Source organism: Micromonospora sp. NPDC005305, assembly GCF_040607315.1.
GTDB lineage: Bacteria > Actinomycetota > Actinomycetes > Mycobacteriales > Micromonosporaceae > Micromonospora.
On the sequence record NZ_JBEXGL010000002.1, the window covers coordinates 275,184 to 297,991 of the forward strand.

19 protein-coding genes are annotated in these 22,808 nt (G+C 75.0%); 11 read left to right on the top strand and 8 right to left on the bottom strand.

Annotated elements, in window-relative coordinates; all coding sequences use genetic code 11:
- Positions 1-14: 14 nt before the first annotated feature.
- Both grpE and dnaK read right to left on the bottom strand, forming a co-directional pair.
- Entirely contained in the window at positions 15-773 is a 759-nt protein-coding gene (gene grpE, locus ABZS80_RS04460; protein ID WP_355054412.1) for a nucleotide exchange factor GrpE, read from the bottom strand.
- 49 nt (positions 774-822) lie between these two features.
- Positions 823-2,682: a molecular chaperone DnaK gene (gene dnaK / locus ABZS80_RS04465; RefSeq protein ID WP_355054413.1), complete on the bottom strand. Its 1,860-nt coding sequence runs from the start codon at positions 2,680-2,682 to the stop codon at positions 823-825.
- Between the two features lie 208 nt (positions 2,683-2,890).
- Between dnaK and ABZS80_RS04470 the strand changes: the two genes are divergently transcribed.
- From ABZS80_RS04470 to ABZS80_RS04480, 3 genes are all read left to right on the top strand, one after another.
- Entirely contained in the window at positions 2,891-4,732 is a 1,842-nt protein-coding gene (locus tag ABZS80_RS04470) for a GTPase domain-containing protein (RefSeq protein WP_355054414.1), read from the top strand.
- A gap of 17 nt (positions 4,733-4,749) precedes the next feature.
- Positions 4,750-6,408, top strand: coding sequence for a GTPase (locus tag ABZS80_RS04475; RefSeq protein WP_355054668.1), 1,659 nt, complete (start codon positions 4,750-4,752; stop codon positions 6,406-6,408).
- Positions 6,409-6,475: 67 nt separating this feature from the next.
- Positions 6,476-7,696, top strand: coding sequence for a hypothetical protein (locus tag ABZS80_RS04480; RefSeq protein WP_355054415.1), 1,221 nt, complete (start codon positions 6,476-6,478; stop codon positions 7,694-7,696).
- Positions 7,697-7,730: 34 nt separating this feature from the next.
- On the opposite strand, the gene ABZS80_RS04485 is transcribed toward ABZS80_RS04480, so the two are convergent.
- Positions 7,731-8,504: a hypothetical protein gene (locus ABZS80_RS04485; protein WP_355054416.1), complete on the bottom strand. Its 774-nt coding sequence runs from the start codon at positions 8,502-8,504 to the stop codon at positions 7,731-7,733.
- A 486-nt stretch (positions 8,505-8,990) separates the two neighbouring features.
- Between ABZS80_RS04485 and pdhA the strand changes: the two genes are divergently transcribed.
- From pdhA to ABZS80_RS04510, 5 genes are all read left to right on the top strand, one after another.
- Positions 8,991-10,169: a pyruvate dehydrogenase (acetyl-transferring) E1 component subunit alpha gene (gene pdhA, locus ABZS80_RS04490; protein WP_355054417.1), complete on the top strand. Its 1,179-nt coding sequence runs from the start codon at positions 8,991-8,993 to the stop codon at positions 10,167-10,169.
- The gene (locus tag ABZS80_RS04495; protein ID WP_355054418.1) at positions 10,169-11,158 is read left to right on the top strand and encodes an alpha-ketoacid dehydrogenase subunit beta; all 990 of its coding nucleotides are present in this window, start codon (positions 10,169-10,171) and stop codon (positions 11,156-11,158) included. Before pdhA ends, ABZS80_RS04495 begins: the two co-directional genes overlap by 1 nt.
- A gap of 5 nt (positions 11,159-11,163) precedes the next feature.
- Positions 11,164-12,612 (top strand): dihydrolipoamide acetyltransferase family protein, encoded by a 1,449-nt coding sequence (locus tag ABZS80_RS04500; RefSeq protein WP_355054669.1) that lies wholly within the window; start codon positions 11,164-11,166, stop codon positions 12,610-12,612.
- Between the two features lie 222 nt (positions 12,613-12,834).
- Positions 12,835-12,972: a hypothetical protein gene (locus ABZS80_RS04505; RefSeq protein ID WP_165823299.1), complete on the top strand. Its 138-nt coding sequence runs from the start codon at positions 12,835-12,837 to the stop codon at positions 12,970-12,972.
- Positions 12,973-13,320: 348 nt separating this feature from the next.
- Entirely contained in the window at positions 13,321-16,065 is a 2,745-nt protein-coding gene (locus tag ABZS80_RS04510) for a hypothetical protein (RefSeq protein ID WP_355054419.1), read from the top strand.
- A gap of 50 nt (positions 16,066-16,115) precedes the next feature.
- On the opposite strand, the gene ABZS80_RS04515 is transcribed toward ABZS80_RS04510, so the two are convergent.
- Positions 16,116-16,694, bottom strand: coding sequence for a TIGR03086 family metal-binding protein (locus tag ABZS80_RS04515; RefSeq protein WP_151465417.1), 579 nt, complete (start codon positions 16,692-16,694; stop codon positions 16,116-16,118).
- Between the two features lie 87 nt (positions 16,695-16,781).
- Between ABZS80_RS04515 and ABZS80_RS04520 the strand changes: the two genes are divergently transcribed.
- Positions 16,782-17,432 carry a TetR/AcrR family transcriptional regulator gene (locus ABZS80_RS04520; protein WP_355054420.1) on the top strand — a complete coding sequence of 217 codons (651 nt, stop codon included), beginning with the start codon at positions 16,782-16,784 and terminating at the stop codon, positions 17,430-17,432.
- A 62-nt stretch (positions 17,433-17,494) separates the two neighbouring features.
- Complete coding sequence (locus ABZS80_RS04525; protein ID WP_355054421.1) at positions 17,495-19,327, top strand: NHL domain-containing thioredoxin family protein; 1,833 nt, start codon at positions 17,495-17,497, stop codon at positions 19,325-19,327.
- 67 nt (positions 19,328-19,394) lie between these two features.
- Here ABZS80_RS04525 and ABZS80_RS04530 read toward each other — a convergent pair whose 3' ends face one another.
- The 3 genes from ABZS80_RS04530 to ABZS80_RS04540 are packed head-to-tail and all read right to left on the bottom strand — an operon-like array spanning position 19,395 to position 21,659.
- Positions 19,395-20,144, bottom strand: a complete 750-nt coding sequence (locus ABZS80_RS04530) for a 5-oxoprolinase subunit PxpA (protein ID WP_355054422.1) — start codon at positions 20,142-20,144, stop codon at positions 19,395-19,397.
- Complete coding sequence (locus ABZS80_RS04535; RefSeq protein ID WP_355054423.1) at positions 20,128-21,051, bottom strand: biotin-dependent carboxyltransferase family protein; 924 nt, start codon at positions 21,049-21,051, stop codon at positions 20,128-20,130. The genes ABZS80_RS04530 and ABZS80_RS04535 overlap by 17 nt, the downstream gene beginning before the upstream one ends.
- Entirely contained in the window at positions 21,048-21,659 is a 612-nt protein-coding gene (locus ABZS80_RS04540) for an allophanate hydrolase subunit 1 (protein WP_355054424.1), read from the bottom strand. Before ABZS80_RS04540 ends, ABZS80_RS04535 begins: the two co-directional genes overlap by 4 nt.
- Positions 21,660-21,735: 76 nt before the next feature.
- On the opposite strand from ABZS80_RS04540, the gene ABZS80_RS04545 reads away from it, so the two are divergent.
- Positions 21,736-22,413: a hemolysin III family protein gene (locus ABZS80_RS04545; RefSeq protein WP_355054425.1), complete on the top strand. Its 678-nt coding sequence runs from the start codon at positions 21,736-21,738 to the stop codon at positions 22,411-22,413.
- 73 nt (positions 22,414-22,486) lie between these two features.
- On the opposite strand, the gene ABZS80_RS04550 is transcribed toward ABZS80_RS04545, so the two are convergent.
- A complete protein-coding gene (locus tag ABZS80_RS04550) occupies positions 22,487-22,777 on the bottom strand; it encodes a DUF6458 family protein (RefSeq protein WP_151465410.1) in 291 nt (96 codons plus the stop codon).
- Positions 22,778-22,808: the final 31 nt, after the last annotated feature.

Here is a 22,808-nt window from a genome sequence, read left to right on the forward strand (position 1 = left end):
GTCACGGGTCGGCACTACTCGGGCTCGGCGACCGCGACCAGGGCGGGCCGCAGGAGCCGTTCGCCGAGCTGGTAACCCCGGCGCATGACCTGCACGCAGGTCGGCTCGGTCACGTCGGCGGAGGTCTGGTGCGCCACCGCCTCGTGCCGCGTCGGGTCGAACGGGTCGCCCTGCTCGCCGAAGGCGGTCAGGCCGAACTTGGTCAGCGCGGTGGTGAGCTGCTCGGCCACGCTGCCGAACGGGCCCACCAGGTCGCCGTGCTCGCGAGCCCGGTCCAGGTCGTCGAGGATCGGCAGCAGCGCGGTCAGCACCGTGCCGGTCGCCTGCTCCTGGACCAGGCTGCGGTCCCGGTCGACCCGCTTGCGGTAGTTGGCGTACTCGGCCGACACCCGCTGGACGTCGCGGGTCCGCTCGTCCAGCTCGGCCCGGAGCGACTCCACCTCGCCGCCCAGCGGCGCCTTCTCGGCGGTCGACTCCTCGCTCGGCTGGGCCGGCGCGTCGACCACCGGCGGACCGGAGACCGGGGCGTCGGCCTCGCCCTCGATCTCGTCGACCACGACCTCGGCCTCCTCGACCAGCCCCTCGGCGGGCGCGTCGGGCGCGGCGTCGGCGGCCGACGTGTCGGACACCGCCTGCTCGGTGGCCTTGCCGATCTTGCGCTTGTCGCGGATGACGACGCGCGGCTCCTCGCCAGCGCCCTGGCCGGCGGTCGCGGAGCCACCCGGCGCCGACCCGGTGGACCCCGGGTCGGCGGCTCGTGGCTTCTCCGTCATGCGGCTACCTCATCCCTCTCGCGGTGGGAAACGTGTCCGGGACCGAAGGTCACTTCTTGTCCTCGTCCACGATCTCCGCGTCGACCACGTCGTCGGGGCCGCCGGCCTGGGCGCCACCGGTCGCACCCGCGCCCGCGCCCGGCCCGGCCTCGCCCGGGGCACCCTGCTCGCCCTGCTGCTGCGAGTAGAGCAGCGAGCCGGCCTGCTGGGAGACCTGCGCCAGCTTCTCGTGCGCGGCCTTGATCTTGTCGATGTCCTGGCCGCCGAGCGCGCTGCGCAGCTCGCCGAGCGCCTCGTTGAGCTGGTCGCGGTTCTCCGCGGGCAGCTTGTCGCCGCTCTCGGCGAGGAACTTCTCGGTCTGCCACTGGAGCGCCTCGGCCAGGTTGCGGGTCTCGGCCTCGTCGCGCCGGCGCTTGTCCTCGTCGGCGTGCTCCTCGGCGTCCCGGCGCATCCGCTCGATGTCGTCCTTCGGCAGCGAGGAGCCGCCGGTGATCGTCATCTTCTGCTCCTTGCCGGTGCCCAGGTCCTTGGCGTGCACGTTGACGATGCCGTTGGCGTCGATGTCGAAGGTGACCTCGATCTGCGGCACGCCGCGCGGCGCCGGCGGGAGGCCGGTCAGCTCGAAGGTGCCGAGCTTCTTGTTGTAGGCCGCGATCTCGCGCTCGCCCTGGAACACCTGGATCAGCACCGACGGCTGGTTGTCGTCGGCCGTGGTGAAGACCTCGGAGCGCTTGGTCGGGATGGTGGTGTTGCGCTCGATCAGCTTGGTGAAGATGCCGCCCTTGGTCTCGATGCCCAGGCTCAGCGGGGTCACGTCGAGCAGCAGGACGTCCTTGACCTCACCCTTGAGCACACCGGCCTGCAGGGCGGCGCCGACGGCGACGACCTCGTCCGGGTTGACGCCCTTGTTGGGCTCCTTGCCGGTGAGCTGCTTGACCAGGTCGGTCACGGCCGGCATCCGGGTCGAGCCGCCGACCAGGATGACGTGCTCGACGTCCGACACCTTGATGCCGGCGTCCTTGACGGCCTGCTCGAACGGGCCCTTGCAGCGGTCCAGCAGGTCCTGCGTCATCCGCTGGAACTCGGCGCGGCTCAGGGTCACGTCGAGGTGCAGCGGGCCCGCCGAGCCGGCGGTGATGTACGGCAGGTTGATGTTGGTGGTGGTGGCGGCGGACAGCTCGATCTTGGCCTTCTCGGCCGCCTCCTTGAGCCGCTGCATGGCCATCTTGTCCTGGGACAGGTCGATGCCGTGCTCGCCGCGGAAGGTCTTCACCAGGTGGTCGATGATGCGCTGGTCCCAGTCGTCACCACCGAGGTGGTTGTCACCGCTGGTGGACTTGACCTCGATGACGCCCTCGGCCAGCTCCAGCAGCGAGACGTCGAAGGTGCCGCCACCGAGGTCGAAGACCAGGACGGTCTGCTCCTTGGAGCCCTTGTCGAGGCCGTACGCCAGGGCCGCCGCGGTCGGCTCGTTCACGATCCGCAGCACGTTGAAGCCGGCGATCTCACCGGCCTCCTTGGTGGCCTGGCGCTGGCCGTCGTTGAAGTAGGCCGGCACGGTGATGACCGCGTCGGTGATCTGCTCACCCAGGTACGCCTCGGCGTCCCGCTTGAGCTTCATCAGCGTGCGGGCCGAGATCTCCTGCGGGGTGTACTTCTTGCCGTCGATGTCGACGGTCCAGTTGGTGCCGATCTCCCGCTTGACCGAGCGGATGGTCCGGTCCGGGTTGGTCACCGCCTGGCGCTTCGCGACCTCACCGACGAGCACCTCGCCGTTGCGGGCGAACGCGACGATCGAGGGGGTCGTCCGCGAGCCCTCCGCGTTGGCGATGACGGTGGGCTCACCGCCCTCGAGAACGCTGACGCAGGAGTTCGTCGTGCCGAGGTCGATGCCGACCGCACGTGCCATGTTCGCTTCCTCGCTTCGTAACGGTGAGCAGGTCAACGGGCCTGCCCGGCGGGTCGCCCGCAGCGACCGCACCACAAGTTGAGTGAACTTGACTCAATAGTGCCACGCCCGGGGCGATCCGCAAGTCCAGGTTGAGCCGACCCGACGCAACCTGACCGTTATTACCGTCCGGTTGTCTTACCTTGCGTCGGTCGGGCACGCTTTAGCGGTGACGACGCACGGCGATCCCGCCACCCATGCCGGCGCGCCCGCCGTCGCCGCCCGCACCGGCCCCGACGACACCGGTGGGGACCTGCCCGCCGATGCCGCGGAAGGTCTGCCCGCCGCACTCACCGGCCTGCGGGCCGCGATCGGGGCGGCCCGGTTCCCCCTCGCCCTGCCCTCGGCCGAGCCCGCCCGCCGCACCGCCGCCGGCCTCACCGACCAGCTCGACGACTACCTGCTGCCCCGGCTCGCCCGTCTCGACGCCCCGCTGCTCGTGGTGGTCGGCGGCTCGACCGGCGCCGGCAAGTCGACGCTGGTCAACAGCCTGGTCCAGGCGCGGGTCAGCGCCGCCGGGGTGCTCCGCCCGACCACCCGCTCGCCGGTGCTGGTCTGCAACCCGGCCGACGCGGCCTGGTTCCGCCAGGGCGAGCTGCTGCCCGGCCTGACCCGCACTACGGAGCCCAGCGAGAACCCGGGCACGCTCCAGCTGGTCACCGCCCCCGCGCTCCCGGCCGGGCTGGCCTTCCTCGACGCGCCCGACATCGACTCGGTGGTCGACGCCAACCGGGCGCTCGCCGGTCAGCTGCTGGCCGCCGCCGACCTCTGGCTCTTCGTCACGACGGCCGCCCGCTACGCCGACGCCGTCCCGTGGGAGCTGCTGCGCAGCGCCCGGGCCCGGGGCACGGCCGTCGCCATGGTCCTCGACCGGGTGCCCCCGGAGGCGGCCGACGAGATCGCCGCCCACCTGTCCGAGATGCTCGCCGCGCAGGATCTGGGCGCCGCGCCGCTGTTCGTCCTGCCGGAGACCTGGGTGGACGGGCAGGGCCTGCTCCCCGACCGGGTCACCGCCCCGCTGGCCGCCTGGTTCGCGCGGCTCGCCGCCGACGCCGAGGCCCGCTCGGCGGTGGTCCGGCAGACCCTCGACGGCGCGCTGGCCGCGCTGCACCCCACCGTCGACGCGCTGGCCGACGCCGCCGACGAGCAGGTAACCGCCGCCGACGCGCTGGACGAGCGGGTCCGGGCGGCGTACCGGGGGGCGGAGCGGACGGTCGACCAGGGGCTCAAGGACGGCCGGCTGCTGCGCGGCGAGGTGCTGGCCCGCTGGCAGGAGTTCGTCGGCACCGGCGAGTTCTTCCGCAGCCTGGAGGCGCGGATCGGCCGGCTGCGCGACCGGGTGGTGGCCGCGGTCACCGGCCGTCCGGCCCCGGCCGCCGAGCTGCGGAACGCCATCGAGTCGCAACTGGTCACGCTGCTGCGCGGGGTGTCCGCCGAGGCGGCGGAGAACGCGTACACCGGGTGGAAGGCGCACCCGGCCGGGGCGGCGCTGCTCGAACCCGAGCTGGCGCACCCGTCGGCCGATCTTCCCGAGCGCGCCGAGCGCCTGGTCCGCGACTGGCAGCGCGGCGTGCTCGAACTGGTCCGGGCCGAGGGCGGCGACCGCCGCTTCGTGGCCCGCACCGCCGCGTACGCGGTCAACGCCACCGGCCTGGCCGTCATGATCGCGGTCTTCGCGGCCACCGCCTTCATCCCGACCGGGCTGGAGGTCGCCACCGGCGCGGGCACCACGGTCGCCGCCCAGGCGGTGCTCCAGGCGATCTTCGGCGACCAGGCGGTCCGCAACCTCGCCAGCAAGGCGCGGGTGGACCTGCTGGACCGGATCGGCGCGCTGCTGGCGGAAGAGGCCGAGCGGTTCCTCGCCCGCACCGCCGAGGCGCGCCCGGCCGCCGACACCGGCGCCGCGCTGCGCCGGTCGGCCGGCGAGGTGGAGAAGGCCCGGCACCGCGCCGGCCTCTCCGGCACCGCGGGCGCGGTGCTGCCCGCCGCCGACGAGGGTGGGCGCGCGTGAGCAACATCGTCGGCCGGATGCGGGAGGCGTTCCGGGGCGGGCAGCGGGTCGACCCCGACGTCCTGATCGCGCGGCTCCAGGCCCTCCAGCGCTTCCTCGGCGCGGTCGACGGCCAGGTGCCCGACGCCGAACTGGTCGCCGCGCACACCGTGGTCGAGCGGGCCGGCACCCGGCTGGCCCTCTCCGGCCACCACACCGTGGTCGCGCTGGCCGGTGCGACCGGCAGCGGCAAGTCGAGCCTGTTCAACGCCCTGGCCCGGCTGGACCTCTCCCCGGTCGGCGTCCGCCGGCCGACCACCGGGGTGGCGCACGCCTGCGTCTGGGGGCAGCTCGACGGCGCGTCCCGGCTCCTCGACTGGATCGGGGTGCTGCCGCGGCACCGGTTCGTCCGGGAGAGCCCGCTGGACGGCGACGACGAGTCCGGCCTGCACGGGCTGGTCCTGCTGGACCTGCCCGACTTCGACTCGGTGCAGCGGACCCACCGGCTGGAGGTGGACCGGCTGCTCGGCCTGGTCGACCTGGTGGTCTGGGTGGTCGACCCGCAGAAGTACGCCGACCGAGTGATCCACACCAGCTACCTGCGCGAGTTCCACCGGCACCGCGACGTGACCGTGGTAGTGCTCAACCAGGCCGACCGGCTGCCCCCGGCCGAGCTGCCCCGGGTCCTCGGCGACCTGCGCCGGCTGCTCGACGCCGACGGGCTGGAGGGAGTGCCGCTGCTGCCCACGGTGGCGGTGGACCCGGCCGGGCTGGACGGGCTCCGCGCCGAACTGGAGCGCACGGTCGCCGAGCGGCAGGCCGCGCTGCGCCGGCTGGCCGGCGACGTGGACGCCGTGGTGGCCGGGCTCGACCCGCTGGTCGGGCCGGAGCCGCCGCGCGCCGGGCCGGGTGACGCCTCGGCACGGGAGCTCACCACGGCGCTGGCCGGAGCGGCCGGGGTGCCGACGGTGGCCGAGGCGGTGGAGGGGGCGTACCGGCACCGGGCCGTCGGCAGCACCGGCTGGCCGCTGGTCCGGGGCTGGCGGAAGCTGCGGCCGGACCCGCTGCGCCGGCTGCACCTGCCCGGCGGGGGCGCCGACGCGCCGGCGGAGAGCCTGGTCGCGGCCACCTCCGTACCCGATCCGACCGCCGCGCAGCGCTCGGCGCTCAACCTGGCGATCCGCGCGGTGGCCGACCGCTCCGCCGCCGACCTGCCGGCACCCTGGCCGGCCGCGGTGACCGCCGCGGCCCGGTCCCGGCTGGCCGACCTGCCGGACGCGCTGGACCACGCGGTGGCCGCCACCGACCTGGGCATGGACCACCGGCCGACCTGGTGGCGGGTGGTCGGCGCGCTCCAGTGGCTGGTCACCCTCGCCGCGCTGGCCGGCCTGGCCTGGCTGCTGCTGGGCTACGCGCTGCGCATCCTCGGCCTGCCCGCCCTCGACTACCCGGAACTCGGCGAGGTGCCCTGGCCCACCGTGCTGCTGCTCGGCGGCCTGCTGGCCGGGCTGCTGGTGGCGGCGCTGACCCGGCCGGTGATCCGGTGGGCGGCGCGGCGCGCCCGGCGCCGGGCCGAGCAGCGGCTGCTCACGTCGGTGGGCAGCGTCGGCGAGAAGCACGTGCTGAACCCGGTCTGGGCGGTGCTGGCCCGCTACGGCGAGGCGCGCGAGGCGCTGCGGGAGGCGGCCCGGGGCTGAGCCCCGGCGCGGAATGCCCGGCGTGCTGACCGGTGTCCGGGCGGGCCGGGCGGCGTAGGGTCGGTGCATGGCCACGCCACAGACCCCCTACGAGGCGGTGCTGCACGCCGCTCGCGACGTGACGAGGCTCGACTCCGCCCTGGACGCGGAGATGCTCGGCGCCGCGCTGCTCGGCAGCGTCTACGCCGTTGCCGAGACCGACCGGGACAAGGCCGTCCGCGAGTTCGTGGCCGGCTTCCTGACCGCCACGTCGCGCCGCCGCAGCGCCGCCGCGACCACCATCCGCGCCGTCTTCGCCACCCTGGTGCCCGACGCCGAGGGCGCCGGCCGGGTCCGACCCGGCGCGTACGCGCCGGCGTGGGCCGGCCAGCTGGGCCGGGTGCACCTCACGGGCGCCTGGTCGTACGGCGACGTGTACGGCGACCAGACCTCCTACCTGGCCACCTTCGCCTACGACGACGACGAGGGTGGCCCGGAGCACGCCCTGGTGGCCCTGGTCGACCACAACATCGGGATCACCAAGGACGTGTTCGTGGGCGGCCCGGCCGCCCGGATCGTCGAGCAGGCCCGCGAGATCTGCACCCAGGACGAGTTCACCTGGTTCCGCACCGAGGACCCGGCCCGGATGCGCGTCGAGGTGAGCCGCCACCTGGCGATCACCGACGACCTCGGCGAGCTGCCGGCGCAGGGCTCGCTGGCCACCGACCGGGCGCTGGTGGGTGCGCGGCTGGCCGCGCTGCCCGGCCCGGCGCCCGCGGCGACGGCCGATGTCCCGGCGCTCACCGACGAGGCACGGACCCGGCTGGTGCGGGCCTTCCTCGGCTCGCCGGAGGCGGTCCGGTTCGGCCTGGACCGGGTGGCCGACGGGGAGCTGGCCTCGCTGCACTTCTGCCTGGGGCTGCTGCTGGACCACGCGGCGAGCTTCCCGGACGCCGACCCGATGCGGTGGAGCCCGACGGTCGCCGAGCTGTTCCTGCTCGACTGGGTGCACCGGCGGGCCGTGCTCGACATGGACGACGCCGCCATGCTGCCCCGGGTGCTGCGCGGCTGGGCGGCGTACGCGGCCCGCCAGCGAGGGCTGGCCCCGGCGGCGGCCGCCCGCACGGACGAGGCGATCGAGGAGATGGTTCCCGAGTTCGCCCGGCTCTACAGCACGGGCGAGCGCCGCAGCCCCGCCACGGCCGCCGTCGCCCAGCTCATGGCGGACGGCGTCGACCCGGACGATCCGGCGGCGCTGGACGCCTGGATCGAGGCGAACCGCCACCGCCTCACCGACGACCCGGCCTGACCCGCCGGGCCGTCGGGAACGGCCGCTGGCCGGATCAGGCTCCCGACGCGGTCGGGGCCGTGGTGCCCGACGCCGTGGCGCTCGGGCGCGGGTCGTCGCGCGGGCTGAGCGTCGGCGTGGGCGACTCCTCCGGCGGCGTGCCGGTCGGGGACGGCGTGCCGTCGGGCGGCGCGGTCGTCGAGTCCGGGTCGTCGGTCGGCGACGGCTCCGAGGTCGTGGTGGGCTCGGAGGTCGGCGACGGCTCGGAGGTCGGGGTCGGTTCGGCGGTCGGGCTGGGGCTCGGCTCCGGGTGCGACGGCGAGGGCACCGGCGACGGGCGCGGCGGGCCGGCCGGCGTGGTGGGGATGGGGCGAGGCGTCGGCACCGGCGCGGGAGCGGCCGGGCGGGACCGGTGGCGGGAGCCGAGGTCCCTGTCGTCGGGCAGGGCCGGGGCGGCCGGGAGCACCGGCGTCGCGGGCGGCACGGTGGTGGCTCCGGCGACCGGCGACGGGGTGGGCAGCAGCGGGGACTGGGTCCCCTCGGGCAGCGGGATCACCACCGGGCCGACCGAGGGGGTCGGGATGAACGGGGTGCTGCTGTCCGGGAGGGCGCTGTTGCCCACGGTGGCCGACCCCGCGCTGATCGCGGCGAGGATCGGCATGGAGGCGGTGCCGGCCAGCAGCGCCACGGTGAACAGGTAACCCCGGCTCGGGCCGCCCAGGCCCTGCGCCCGGTGCGCGCCGACCACCCGCCGGTAGCGGGACTGCGGCACCGCCCGGTGCCGGCCGAGGAACGGAACTCCCGGAGGACCCTCTGGCGGCTCGGACACCGGCACACTCCTCGTACGTGTCGACAGGGCGGGATCCCGGCGCAGGCTAAACGGACAAATGCCTCGCGGGGACCACCGCCAGCTTGGACCAGTGACGCTCAGTTCACCAGCCACCACAGCGTGTCGACACACAAATTGTCCGTCCCTCGACAGCGACTCACCAGACAAATGTGTCTATGCGTGCGAACACGACGGAACGTCGCCGGTGGAGGAGGCCGTACTGTGGGCCCGCTCACCTCCTCTGCAATCATTCAGGCACGACGGCAACGCAGCCGCCACCTCCGCGCACCCCGCGGCTGGTGCGGTACGGCGCCGGCGCTCCCGGGTCGGGCTCCTCAAACGGACCCGGCTCACGCCGCGCGGCAACCCTCACCGGGGCTAGGCGCGGCCGCCAGGGACCGGTTCGGCACCAGCCGGGTCGGGCGCACGATGTGCGCGGCACGGGTCACCCCCCGGCGCCGGCGCAGACCAGACAGGGAGAGACGGATGGCAAAGGGCGATGCCGGGGCCGCCACCCGCAGCAAGCGGGCCGCACCCCGTACCAAGCGCGCCGCCGCCACGGGCGAACCTGAGCTCGTGCAGCTGCTCACGCCCGAGGGCGAGCGGATCGAGAGCGCGCTCGGCCCGGACGGGACCGAGTACCGCGTCGACTTCACCGACGAGGAGTACCGCGGGCTCTACCGCGACCTCGTGCTGGTCCGGAAGCTCGACGCCGAGGCCACGGCGCTCCAGCGCCAGGGCGAGCTGGGCCTCTGGGCCAGCCTGCTGGGCCAGGAGGCGGCGCAGGTCGGCTCCGGCCGGGCGCTGCGTACGCAGGACATGGCCTTCCCGACCTACCGGGAGCACGGCGTCCTCTACTGCCGGGGCATCGACCCGATCATGCCGCTCGGCCTGTTCCGCGGCGTCGACCAGGGCGGCTGGGACCCGAACGAGTTCAAGTTCAACATGTACACGATCGTCATCGGGGCGCAGACCCTGCACGCGACCGGCTACGCCATGGGTGTCGCCATGGACGGGAAGACCGGCAGCGACGAGGGCGAGGCGGTGATCGCCTACTTCGGTGACGGCGCCACCAGCCAGGGCGACGTCAACGAGGCGTTCGTCTGGGCCAGCGTCTTCAACGCCCCGCTGGTGTTCTTCTGCCAGAACAACCAGTACGCCATCTCCGAGCCGCTGGAGCGGCAGACCCGCGTCCCGCTCTACCAGCGGGCCGGCGGTTTCGGCTTCCCCGGCGTCCGGGTGGACGGCAACGACGTGCTCGCGTCGTACGCGGTGACCCGGCACGCGCTGGACAACGCGCGGCACGGCCAGGGCCCGAGCCTCATCGAGGCGTACACCTACCGGATGGGTGCCCACACCACCTCCGACGACCCGACCCGCTACCGGATCGCCAGCGAGGTCGAGGCCTGGCAGGCAAAGGACCCGATCGCCCGGATGAAGGCGTTCCTCACGAAGCAGCAGATCGTCGACGAGTCGTTCTTCGCCGAGGTCGACGAGCAGGCCCGCGCCGAGTCGGTGCACCTGCGCGAGCGGGTGCTCGCCATGCCCGACCCGGAACCGGTGACCATGTTCGACCACGTCTACCCCAACGGTTCCCCCGAGCTCGACGAGCAGCGGGCCCAGTTCAGCAAGTACCTGGAGTCGTTCGAGGGGAGCGCCCACTGATGGCCACGGAGACGCTCACCCTCGGCAAGGCCCTCACCGCCGGCCTGCGCAAGGCCCTGGAGAACGACCCGAAGGTCGTCATCATGGGCGAGGACGTCGGCAAGCTCGGCGGCGTGTTCCGCATCACCGACGGCCTCCAGAAGGACTTCGGCGACCAGCGGGTCATCGACACCCCGCTCGCCGAGTCCGGCATCATCGGCACCGCGGTCGGCCTGGCCATCCGCGGCTTCCGGCCGGTCTGCGAGATCCAGTTCGACGGCTTCGTCTACCCGGCGTACGACCAGATCGTGTCGCAGGTGGCGAAGATGCACTACCGCTCGCAGGGCAAGGTACGGATCCCGATGGTCATCCGGATCCCCTACGGCGGTGGCATCGGCGCGGTCGAGCACCACTCGGAGTCGCCCGAGGCGTACTTCGCGCACACCGCCGGCCTGAAGGTCGTCACCTGCGCGAACCCGCAGGACGGCTACTCGATGATCCAGCAGGCGATCGCCTCCGACGACCCGATCGTCTTCCTGGAGCCGAAGCGGCGCTACTGGGAGAAGGGTCCGGTCGAGCTGGATGCCCCGCTGACCGGGGCGTACCCGCTGCACGCCGCCCGGGTCGCCCGGCCGGGCACCGACGCCACCGTGCTGGCGTACGGCCCGATGGTGCGCACCGCCCTGGACGCGGCCACCGCCGCCGCCGAGGACGGCCGGGAGCTGGAGGTCATCGACCTGCGCACGCTCTCCCCGCTGGACCTGACCGCCGCGTACGAGTCGGTGAAGCGCACCGGCCGCTGCGTCGTCGTCCACGAGGCCCCGGGCAACCTGGGCCTCGGGTCGGAGATCGCCGCCCGGATCACCGAGGAGTGCTTCTACTCCCTGGAGTCCCCCGTGCTGCGGGTCACCGGCTTCGACACCCCCTACCCGGCCGCCCGGGTGGAGGAGGAGTACCTGCCCGACCTCGACCGGGTGCTCGACGCCGTCGACCGCACCTTCGGCTGGTGAGCGGCATGTCACGGATCAAGACGTTCAACCTCCCCGACCTGGGCGAGGGCCTGACCGAGGGTGAGATCCTCGCCTGGCTGGTCAAGGTGGGCGACGACATCGAGCTGAACCAGCCGATCGTCGAGGTGGAGACCGCCAAGGCGGCGGTCGAGATCCCGGCGAAGTGGGCCGGCCGGGTGCAGGCGATCTTCCACCCGGAGGGCACCACGGTCGAGGTCGGCAGCCCGATCATCGCGATCGACACCGACCCGACCGCCGGGCCGATCGAGCAGTCGAAGGATGACGCCTCCCGGCCAACCCCGTCGGCGGCCTCGCTGGCCGCCGTCGAGGTCGCGCCCGAGGAGGGCATGGTCGAGCCGGGCCTGATCGGCGGCGTGGCGCCGGGTGGGCGTACGGCGGTGCTGGTCGGCTACGGCCCGCGGAACGCGCCGGCCAAGCGGCGGCCGCGCAAGGGCGGCGTCCCGGCCCAGGCGGCGGCCCCGGCCGCCCCGGTCCAGCCCGCTCCCGCGCCGGTGGTCCCGGCGCCGGCCGCCCCGGCGGTCAACGGCAACGGCCGGGTGACCGGCGCCGTGCTGGCCAAGCCGCCGGTCCGCAAGCTCGCCAAGGACCTCGGCGTCGACCTCGCCACGCTGACCGGTTCGGGCCCGCTGGGCTCGATCACCCGGGAGGACGTCCAGCGGGCGGCGTCGGCCCCGGCGGCGGCCGAGCCGCTGACGGTCGCGGCGCCGGCCACGGCGGCCGCGAGCTTCGGCGCCGACCGCGAGCAGCGCATCCCGGTCAAGGGGGTACGCAAGCTCACCGCGGAGAACATGGCCCGCTCGGCGTTCACCGCCCCGCACGTCACGGAGTTCCTGACCGTGGACGTGACCCGGGCCATGAAGGCCCTGGACCGGCTCCGCGAGCGCCGCGAGTGGCGGGACGTGCGGGTCTCGCCGCTGCTGCTCGTCGCCAAGGCGGTGCTGCTGGCGGTCAAGCGCCACCCGATGGTCAACTCGACCTGGGCCGGCGACGAGATCGTGGTCAAGGACTACGTGAACCTGGGCATCGCGGCGGCCACCGAGCGCGGTCTGATCGTGCCGAACATCAAGGACGCCGGCCGGCTCTCGCTGCGCGAGCTGGCGGACGCGATGACCGCGCTCGTCCAGACGGCCAAGCAGGGGAAGACGTCTCCGGCCGACATGTCCGGCGGCACGCTGACCATCACCAACGTGGGCGTCTTCGGTGTCGACACCGGCACCCCGATCCTGCCTCCGGGCGAGTCCGCGATCCTCGCCTTCGGCGCGGTGCGGGAGCTGCCCTGGGTACACAAGGGCAAGGTCAAGCCGCGCCTGGTCACCACGTTGGGGCTCTCCTTCGACCACCGGATCATCGACGGTGAGCTCGGTTCGAAGTTCCTCCGCGACATCGGGGACTTCCTGGCCGACCCGGAGGCGGCGCTGCTCGCCTGGACCTGACGGTCGCATCGCACCAGGCCACGGCCGGTGTGCACGGGTGAACGCCCGGCACACCGGCCGTTGCCGTTGGGGAACGAAACGTCGGCTCGACAGGGCTCTTGACCTACGATCCTTAGGCACGTGGCTCAGCTCACCTAATAATCGATGGAAGTTCGCGGCGTTCTGGGGTTCAATAGAGACATCAAGGGGCTGACAACCGAATAGCCAGGAGGAGAGACCCAGATGAGCATGATCGAGCGAATCCGCAACCGCCGCGACGCCAACCGCCGCGCCCGTGCCATCGAGCACGCGCTGCGTTCCGCCAACTCGCCGGCCGTCCGCGAGGAGCTTCTCGCCATCGCCCAGCGTCACATGAGCTGACGCTCCCCTACTTTCCTCACCTCCTCCAGTTCGAAGACCCGCCCGGGCGACCGGGCGGGTCTTCGGCGTTTCACGTCGATTGACACCGGGATTCCGCCTCGCCGCACCGCCCGGTACGGTGGGGCTCGGTCGCCAACCGCCCGCCCCCGGACCGATCGCCGACAGAGCAACCGATCGATACCGTCCGGTGACGTTCGGTGACGGCTCGTGCTCCCCCGGGCGCCTCCGGGCGGCCACCGGATACGGTGCGGGGAGCCCGCACGGCCGGTACCTGCCGGCGACTCCGGCAGCCATGCCGACGGTCCCGATCGGCATCGGCGGCCGACATGTGATGGAGGAGGCGCACCCATGACGTCCGAGGCCCCGCACCGCCCCGGCCAGGAGCCGGGCGAGGTGTCGCCGGGCGCCGGCGGACCGGTGCCGTACGGCGACCGCCCGGCGCAGCAGGACAACGGGTACGGCGCACCCGACCTCGGCTGGGCCCCGCCCCCGCCGGCCGGTCGGCCCGCTCAGCCGGCCCCCGCCTGGGCCGCGGCCGACGACCAGCCCCCCGCCTGGACACCGCCGGGCGGCCAGCCCGCCGCCGGCCGAGCCACCGCACAGGTGCCGCCGCCCGCCGAGCCGGGCGGCTGGAGCCCCGCCTCGCAGCCCGCCTGGGCCGCTCCCGAGCAGTCCGCCCCGGCCTGGGGGGCACCCGATCAGGGAGCACCCGCCTGGGGCGCGCCCGAGCAGGCCGACCCCCACCGCGGCGCCGAGCCGGGGCCGCCCGCCTGGGCCGCCGCCCCGCCGAACAACCCCACCGAGTCGACGCCGCCGGCCTGGGGTGCCCCGGCACCGTCCGGCGAGCAGCCGGCCTGGGCGCAGGCCGGCGAGCCGGGTGCCCGCGGCGCCGCCCAGGTGCCCGCGCCCGCCACCGTCCCGAACGAGTCGTGGGCCACCCCCACCGGCCAGGACGACCCGAACCGGCCCGGCGGGTGGAACCCGGCGACCGGCCAGCAGGACGACCCCGGCCGCTCCGGCGGCTGGCGCGCGGCGCAGGAGGACAACTCCGGCGGGTGGGCCGTCGGGGCCGCCGCGCAGCAGCAGGACGACCAGCCCGCCTGGGGTCAGCAGGGCGAGCAGGGCTGGACGCCGGCCGAGCCGACCGCCCGCGCCGCCGCCAAGGTCTCGGTCCCGGGCGCCGTCCGCCCCGAGGGCGCCTGGCCCGCCCAGGACGACCAGGGTCAGGCCGCGAGCTGGCCGAACGGCCCGGCGCAGAACGACGAGCACAGCCACTCCGGCGGCTGGCAGAACGGCCGGAACGCCGCGCAGGCCGACGAGCAGAGCCACGCCGGCGGCTGGCAGAACGGCTCGACGGCGCAGGACGATCCGGACCGCTCCGGCGGCTGGGCGGCGGGCCGGTCCGCCGGAGCTCCCGAGGTGCCGCAGCCGGCCGCCTGGGGCGCGTCCGAGGAGCAGCGGCCGGCCGCCGCCTGGGGCGGCGCGGCGGTGCCGCAGCAGCGTGAGCCGGAGCGACCGGCGGACGAGCCGGGGCAGCCCGGCTGGGGTTCCGCCGCCGTCCCGGCGCCGGCCGAGGCGCCGGCCCGGGCCAGCGCGTCCGTCCCGTCCCCCGACTCGCCGCCCGCCTGGAGCGGCAACCAGGACAACCCGGGGCAGTGGACGCGCGAGCGTACGCCGCTCCCAGAGGCCGAGCCGTGGGCGCCCGGCGAGGCCTGGGGCCGGACCGGCGAGGCCCAGCCCGAGCAGTCGGCGTCGCCCGGCTGGGAGCCGGCCCGCGCCGACGACGGTCCCATCTACCAGCCGGCGCCCGGCCCGGGGATCTCCCCGGCCAACGCGGTGCCGCTGCCCCCGCAGGAGCAGCGGGTGCCGGGCGCCGCCCTGGCCGCCACGCCGCCCGCCGACTACGCGTCGTTCACCCCGGGCGGCGAGCCGGGCGACCGCAACCCGCAGGCGTACGAGCCGGAGCCGGCCGCGGATGCCGGCTGGGGGGCGCCCGGCCCGGTGCACGAGGAGCCGCAGTCACCGGCCGGGCCGGTGGTGCCGGGGCCGCGTACCTCGCCGGAGGCCGGCGCGGGCGGTGCCGTCTCGGCCAGCGCCTCGGTGCCGATGACCAGCCGCGTCACGCCGCCGGCCGACCAGCCGCTGCCCACGAGCGGCAATGCCGGCCCGCTGCCGCGCGTCTACGGCCGGCCCGCGCGACCCGAGCCGGAGGAGGCGCCCGGCCAGGACGGCCCGAACGGCTTCGGTGAGCCGGGGCCGCACCCCCGGACGGACGAGTCGGACCGCGCGCACGGATACGCCGAGGCGCCCCCGGTGCACTCGGCCCCGCCGTCCTCGCCGGCCGGCCCGCCGCCGTTCCCGCCCGGCGTGCCGTCCTTCATGGACCAGCCCGGCAACAGCCGGCCGGTCAACGGGGTGCACCCGCACAACGGCGAGCGCCCGGGCGGCCCGCACGACCCGTTCGGCGGCCCCGGCGGCCCGCACGACCCGTTCGGCGCTCCTGCTGGCCACCAGGACCCGTTCGGCCCGCCTGCCCGCGACCAGTTCGGCGGGTCCGGTGACCCGTTCGGCGGGCCGGCCGGTGGCCGCGCCTCGGTCGGCGTCCCAGGGCAGGGCCCGGTGGGCGAGCCCGGCGGCTTCCCGCCCGCGTTCCCGCCGCCGCCCCAGCAGGGCCCGCCGGCCTGGCCGCAGGCGGCACCGGGCGGCGACCCGGACCAGGGCCGCTTCGAGGCGTTCAAGCCGGAGGCGGAGCCGAAGACCGAGGCGCCCACGCCGAAGGTGCGCAACGGTCGGGTGCTGGCCGTGGTGCTGATCGCCGCGGTGCTCATCCTCGCCGTGCCGCTCGGCCTGCTCACCCTGCTCGGCAAGATCGGCGGGGACGACAAGCCGGCGGGCTTCGACCCGGCGGTGGGCTCCTGCGTCAAGCAGTCCGACACGACGGCCGTGGCGGTCGACTGCGGCGAGCAGGGTGCGTTCACCGTGGTGTCGAAGGTGGACAGCAAGGACAAGTGCGCCGACCCGGCGCAGCCCCAGGTGGTCCTTCCCGGCGACGGGTCCAACCGGGTGCTCTGCCTCAAGCCGGCCGGCCAGTAGCAACTCCCACGAGGGCGGGGCCACGGTGATCCGTGGCCCCGCCGTCGTCGTCACCTGTGCCAGTGCGGGTCGCGACCGAGGTACGCCAGCAGGGCGGTGACCGGGTCGGCACCGGGCTCCACGGGCAGCGCGGCGGCGTACGCGAATCCGCGCAGCGGCTCGGCGGTCGCCCGGGCCGCCGGCATGAGCTGCTCGGCCAGCTCGGCGGTGAGCGGCGCCGGCTGCCCGGTGGCCACCGCGACGTCCCAGGCGTGGACCGCGGCGTCCAGCGCGCAGGCCGCGGCGGCAAGCTGGGGGTCCATGGTCGGCGCGGGCGGCAGCGGCGTGCCGACCGGACCGGCCGCCGGGTCGATTCCCGCCCACGCCGCGGTGGCGGCCTCGACCGCGCTCCGCACGACGCTCTGGACGCCCTCGTCGTGGCCGCGCGGCGGGTCGAACGGGTTGTACGCCGGCAGCGCGCCGGCGCCGACGGACGCCGCCCACCCGTGCTGGTCGCCGGCGGCGTGCATGAGCACCTGCCCGACGGTCCACCGGTCGCACGGGGTCGGGTCGTCGAGCCGGTCGGCCGGCACCCCCTCGGCGGCACGGCGGAGGAGGTCCAGGGCGGTGGTGAGGACGGGGAAGCTCACGAGGCCGGTCCTTTCGGGGAACGGAATGTTTCGTTCCGTTTCAGCCTAGCAGAACGGAACGATCCGTTCCACTGCTATCGTCGACCCATGTCCGAACCCGAGACCGGCCCGCTCAGCGGCCGCCGCGCCCAGGCGGCCCGCAACGACACCCGCATCCTCGACGCCGCCCGCGAGGTCTTCCTGGCCGACCCCGACGCGCCCGTCTCGGCCGTGGCCGCCCGCGCGGGCGTCGGCATCAGCGCCCTCTACCGGCGTTACCCCGGCAAGCAGGACCTGCTCCGCGCTCTCGCATCAGACGGCCTGGCCCGCTACATCGCCGACCTGGAGGACGCACTCTCCGCCGAGGCCCCGCCCTGGGACGCCTACGTCACCTGCCTGCACCGCGTCGTCGAGGGCGGCGGCCAGGCGCTCGCGCAGCGGCTGGCCGGCACGTTCGCCCCCACCCCCGAGCTGAGCCGCATGGCCGAGCAGGCGACCCGGCTGGCCGACACCCTCCTGGACCGGGTACGCGAGTCGGGCGACCTGCGCGACGACGTCAGCGGGGCCGACATCGTGCTGCTGCTGGAAACCGTCATGCTGGTCGACCTCCCCGGCGCCGACCGTGGGGTCGCGCTGCGGCACCGCTATCTCGCCCTGCTGCTCCAGGCCCTGCACAATCCGGTCGAGGCCCCGCTCCCCGGCGTCCCGGCCCGGCAGGAGGACCTGGTGGCCCGCTGGCGAAGCCGCTCCGACCGCTGACCGTGTCGCTCTTCACCGCCCCATCGGGCCGGCCGCCGCCGAGGGTGCGGCACGATGGGGGCATGAGCGCACGAGTACGGGCCCCCGAGCTGCGCGGCCGGGGCTGGCTGAACACCGGCGGCAAGGACGTCACCCTGGCCGACCTGCGCGGCAAGATCGTCCTGTTGGACTTCTGGACCTTCTGCTGCATCAACTGCCTGCACGTGCTCGACGAGCTGCGCCCGCTCGAGGAGAAGTACGGCGACGTCCTGGTCGTGATCGGGGTGCACTCGCCGAAGTTCGAACACGAGAAGGACGCCGCGGCCCTCGCCGCCGCCGTCGAGCGGTACGGCGTGCACCACCCGGTGCTCGACGACCCCGAGATGGACATGTGGCAGCAGTACGCGGCCAAGGCCTGGCCGACCCTGTCGGTGGTCGACCCCGAGGGCTACGTGGTCGCCACCATGGCCGGCGAGGGGCACGCCGAGGGGCTGGCCCGGCTGATCGACGACCTGATCGCCACCCACGAGGCGAAGGGCACCCTGCACCGGGGCGAGGGCCCGTACGTGCCGCCGGCCGAGCCGGAGACCGCGCTGCGCTTCCCCGGCAAGGCCGTGGTGCTCGACGGCGGCAACCTGCTGGTCTCCGACTCGGCCCGGCACTCCCTGGTCGAGCTGGCGCCGGACGGGGAGACCGTGGTGCGGCGGATCGGCACGGGCAGCCGCGGCCACGCCGACGGGCCGGCGGGGGAGGCCACGTTCTCCGAGCCGCAGGGGCTCTGCCTGCTGCCCCCGCAGGTGGCCGAGCTGGCCGGCTACGACCTGGTCGTCGCGGACACCGTCAACCACCTCCTGCGCGGCGTGCGGCTGGAGACCGGCGAGGTGGTCACGGTCGCCGGCACCGGGCGGCAGTGGCGCTCGACGGTCGACGACCACGCGCACGACGCCCGCGCGGCCGACCTCTCCTCCCCCTGGGACGTCGCCTGGTACGACGACCGCGTCATCGTCGCCATGGCCGGCATCCACCAGCTCTGGTGGTTCGACCCGGCGAAGCGGACCGCCGGCATGTACGCCGGGACCACCGTGGAGGCGCTGCGCGACGGCCCGCTGCCGGACGTCTGGATGGCCCAGCCCTCCGGCCTCTCCGTCTCGGCCGACGGCGCCCGGCTCTGGGTCGCCGACAGCGAGACCAGCGCGATCCGCTACGTGGAGAACGGCGTGATGGGCACCGCCGTCGGGCAGGGCCTGTTCGACTTCGGGCACGTGGACGGCCCGGCGGACCGGGCGCTGCTCCAGCACCCGTTGGGGGTGTGCGCGCTGCCGGACGGCTCGGTGCTGATCGCGGACACCTACAACGGGGCGGTGCGCCGCTTCGACCCGGCGACCGAGCAGGTCGCCACGGTGGCCGACGGGCTGGCGGAGCCGAGCGACCTGGTGCTGACCGCCGAGGGCGAGGTGCTGGTGGTCGAGTCGGCCGCGCACCGGCTGACCCGGCTGGCCCCGGGCGCGTTGACCGCGGCGGGCGCGAACACGGTGGACGGGCCGCGGCACAAGCTGGAGCGCAAGCCCACCGACGTGGCGGCCGGCGAGCTGACCCTCGACGTGGTCTTCACGCCCGCCCCCGGGCAGAAGCTGGACGAGACGTACGGGCCGTCGACCCGGGTGGTGGTCTCGGCGTCCCCGCCGGAGCTGCTGGTCGAGGGTGCCGGGACGAGCACGGACCTGTCCCGTCGGCTGGTGCTCAACGGCGACGTGGCGGAGGGCGTGCTCCAGGTGACCGCCCAGGCGGCCACCTGCGACGCCGACGTCGAGCACGCGGCCTGCCACCTCACCCGCCAGGACTGGGGCGTCCCGGTCCGCGTGGTGGCCGGCGGGACGACCCGCCTGCCGCTGGTGCTGCGCGGCCTGGACGCCTGAGCCTCCGCGCCAAGCGTTAGGAAGGGTCCCTTCCTCTACCGGAGGCGTTAAGAAGGGGCCCTTCCTTTCAGGCGAACGGGGTGGGGGTGACCCCGGCGTCGATGAGGGCGGCCCGGACCAGTTCGGCGCAGCGCACCGCGCCGGGGGTGTCGCCGTGGAGGCAGATCGACTCGACCGGGCAGGGCACCACGGTGCCGTCGACGGCCACCACGATCCGCTCGGTGGCCATCCGGACCGCCCGCGTGGCCACCTCGTCGGGGTCGGTGACCAGCGCGTTCGCGGCGCTCCGGGGCACCAGTTGCCCGTTGGGCAGGTAGTTCCGGTCGGCGAAGCCCTCGGCGACCACCCGCAGGCCCGCGCCCACGGCGAGCTGGGCGAGCACGGAGCCGGGCGGGCAGAGCACCGGTAGCTCGTGGTCGTACCCGCTGACCGCGGCGACCAGCGCGGCGGCCTGGACCTCGTCGCAGGCGGCCGCGTGGTAGAGCGCGCCGTGCGGCTTGAGGTAGCGCACCCGGGTGCCCGTCAGCCGGCAGAAGCCGTCCAGCGCCCCGAGCTGGTAGATCGTCTCGTCGCGCAGGGCGGCGAAGTCGTACGCGATGTGCCGCCGGCCGAAGCCGGCGAGGTCCCGGTAGCCGACCTGGGCGCCGACGGCGACCCCGCGCCGCGCGGCGCCGGCGCAGATCCGGTGCATGGTGGACGCGTCACCGCCGTGGAAACCGCAGGCGACGTTGGCGGAGGTGACCAGCCCCAGCAGCGCCTCGTCGTCGCCGAGCCGCCAGATGCCGAATCCCTCACCGAGGTCAGCGTTGAGGTCCATGGAACGTCACCGTAGTCGCTGGGCGGGCCTGCGCGAGCGGGGTCACGTCCTCCACCACCCCGATGACCGGGTATCCGCCGGTGGTGGGGTGGTCGGCCAGGAAGATCAGCGGTTGGCCGTCCGGCGGCACCTGCACCGCGCCGAGGACGAGGCCCTCGCTGGGCAGCTCGCCGGCCACCGCGCGGGGCAGGGCCGCGCCGACCAGTCGGGCGCCGACCCGGTTGCTGGCGGGGCTGATCGCGTACGCGGTGCGGAGCAGCAGGTCGAGTGCCGCGGGAGTGAACCAGTCCTGCCGGGGGCCGGGGCGCAGGGTCAGCCGCAGCCCGGCCGGCACGGCCGGGGTGACGGTGAGGTCCACGGGGGCCGGTGGGCCGGTCGTGGCGCCGAGGGGCAGCCGGTCGCCGTCCCGCAGCGGGGGCGGACCGAGGCCGGAGAGCGTGTCGGTGGCCCGGCTGCCGAGCACCGGCGCGACCGCGATCCCGCCGGAGACGGCGAGCCAGCTGCGCACCCCGGTGTGGGCGGGACCGATGCGCAGGGTCGCCCCGGCGGGCAGCGACAGTGGCCGGCCCGTGTCCCCGGGCCGGCGCTCGACGCCGGAGGACGCGTCGGATGGTCGGCGCCCGGCGGGTCGGCCACCGGGCGAGTATTCGGCGGGCCGGCACTCGACCAGCACGTCCACCGCCGCGCCGGTGAGTGCCACCGTGACGGCCCGGCCGAACCGCAGGACGCAGCCGGTCAGGGTGATCTCCAGGCCGGCGGCGTGCTCCGGGTTGCCGACGAGCCGGTTGGCCAGCCGCAGGGCGGCCGGGTCGAGCGCGCCCGAGCGGGGCACGCCGAGGTGTGCCCAGCCGGGGCGGCCCTGGTCCTGCACGGTGGTGAGGGCACCGGCCCGGAGCACCTCGATCACGCGCTCACCAGCCGGACGCGGGTGCCCGGGGTGAGTCGGGCGGGTGGGTCGGCGTGCACGTCGAAGAGGACCAGGTCGGTGCGACCGACCAGCAGCCAGCCGCCGGGCGAGGCGGTCGGGTAGATCCCCGCGTACGGGCCGGCCAGCGCCACCGAGCCGGCCGGCACCCGGGTGCGCGGGGTGGTGAGCCGGGGCACCGCCAGCTCGGCCGGCAACCCGGTGAGGTACGCGAATCCCGGCGCGAAGCCGCAGAAGGCCACCCGGAACTCGGTCCCGCGCAGCCGCTCGACCGCGGCGGGCACGTCGACGCCCCAGTGTCCGGCGACGGTGGGCAGGTCCGCGCCGTCGTACACGGTGGGGACCCGGACCTCGGCGGCGCCGGCGGCGGTGGCCACGCGTCCCGGGCTCCACCGGGCGATCCGCGCGGCGGCCGCTGCCGGGTCCGGGACGCCGTCGACCAGGACGGTGGCCGCCGCCGGGACGATCTCGACGGCGTTCAGCTCGCCGGCCGCCCGGCGGCGCCACAGCTCGGCCCGCCACGCCTCGACCTGCTCGGGGCCGTCGCAGTCGAGCAGCAGGGCGTGGGCGCCGACGGGCCGGATCCGCATCCCGTCATCCTCGCGTCGGCGACCGTGACGGTCCACACTACTTGCAAGTAACCTACGGTGCCGTAACCTGTTTGACGTGACCACCTCCGCACCGCTCCGGCTCAAGCCGGCCGACATCGGGAAACCCCGCATGCGCGGCTGGCTGCACACCTACGCGTTCTTCGCCGCGCTGGTCTGCGGCCTCGTGCTGTGCTCCATCGCCGCCGCACGCCCCGGCTGGGCCCCGCTGCTGAGCTGCCTGATCTACAGCCTGACCGTGTGCGGCCTGTTCGGCACCAGCGCGCTCTACCACCGCCGGGTCTGGTCCGAGCGGGGCTACCAGATCATGCGCCGGATGGACCATTCGATGATCTTCGTGTTCATCGCCGGCACCTACACGCCGTTCTGCACGCTGCTGCTGGACACCCGGCACGCCACGATCATGCTCGGCCTGGTGTGGGGCGGGGCGCTGGCCGGGGTGGCGATCAAGCTGATCTGGCCGCACGCGCCGCGCTGGGTCTCGGCCCCGCTCTACCTGGCGCTCGGCTGGGTCGCCGTGGCCATGCTGCCCGAGATCCTGCACGCCGGCGGCGTCACCGCCCTGGTGCTGCTGACGGTCGGCGGGGCGATCTACAGCGTCGGCGCGGTCTTCTACGCGCTGCGCCGGCCGAACCCGTGGCCCACCGTCTTCGGTCACCACGAGTTCTTCCACGCCTGCACGCTCCTCGCGGCGATCTGCCACCACATCGCGATCTACTTCGCGCTGTTCGCCTGATCGCCGGCGCCGGTCGGGAAGACGGGCGAGGGCCCCGCGCCGTCGCGGGGCCCTCGGCGGTTCGTGGTGCCGGTCAGACCGGGTAGCCCGAGCCCGGGCGGCGCACCTCGCGGTACTCCTCGCGCACGACCCGGTCGTCCTGCACCGGCACGACCGGCTCGGCGACGACGCGCTCCCGCACCGGGGCGGCCACGACCCGGCGGCGGCTGTTCCAGAAGTAGAGCGTGGTGAGCAGGCCCGCCACTCCGGCGAGCATGAGCACCCAGCCCACCACGTTCAGGTTCAGCCATCCCAGGTTGGCGTCGATGGCGAACGCGAAGATCGCGCCGAGCGCGATGAGGAAGATGCTGGCACCGATGCCCATGACGTCGCCTCCTTGGCGTCCTGCTGGCGTT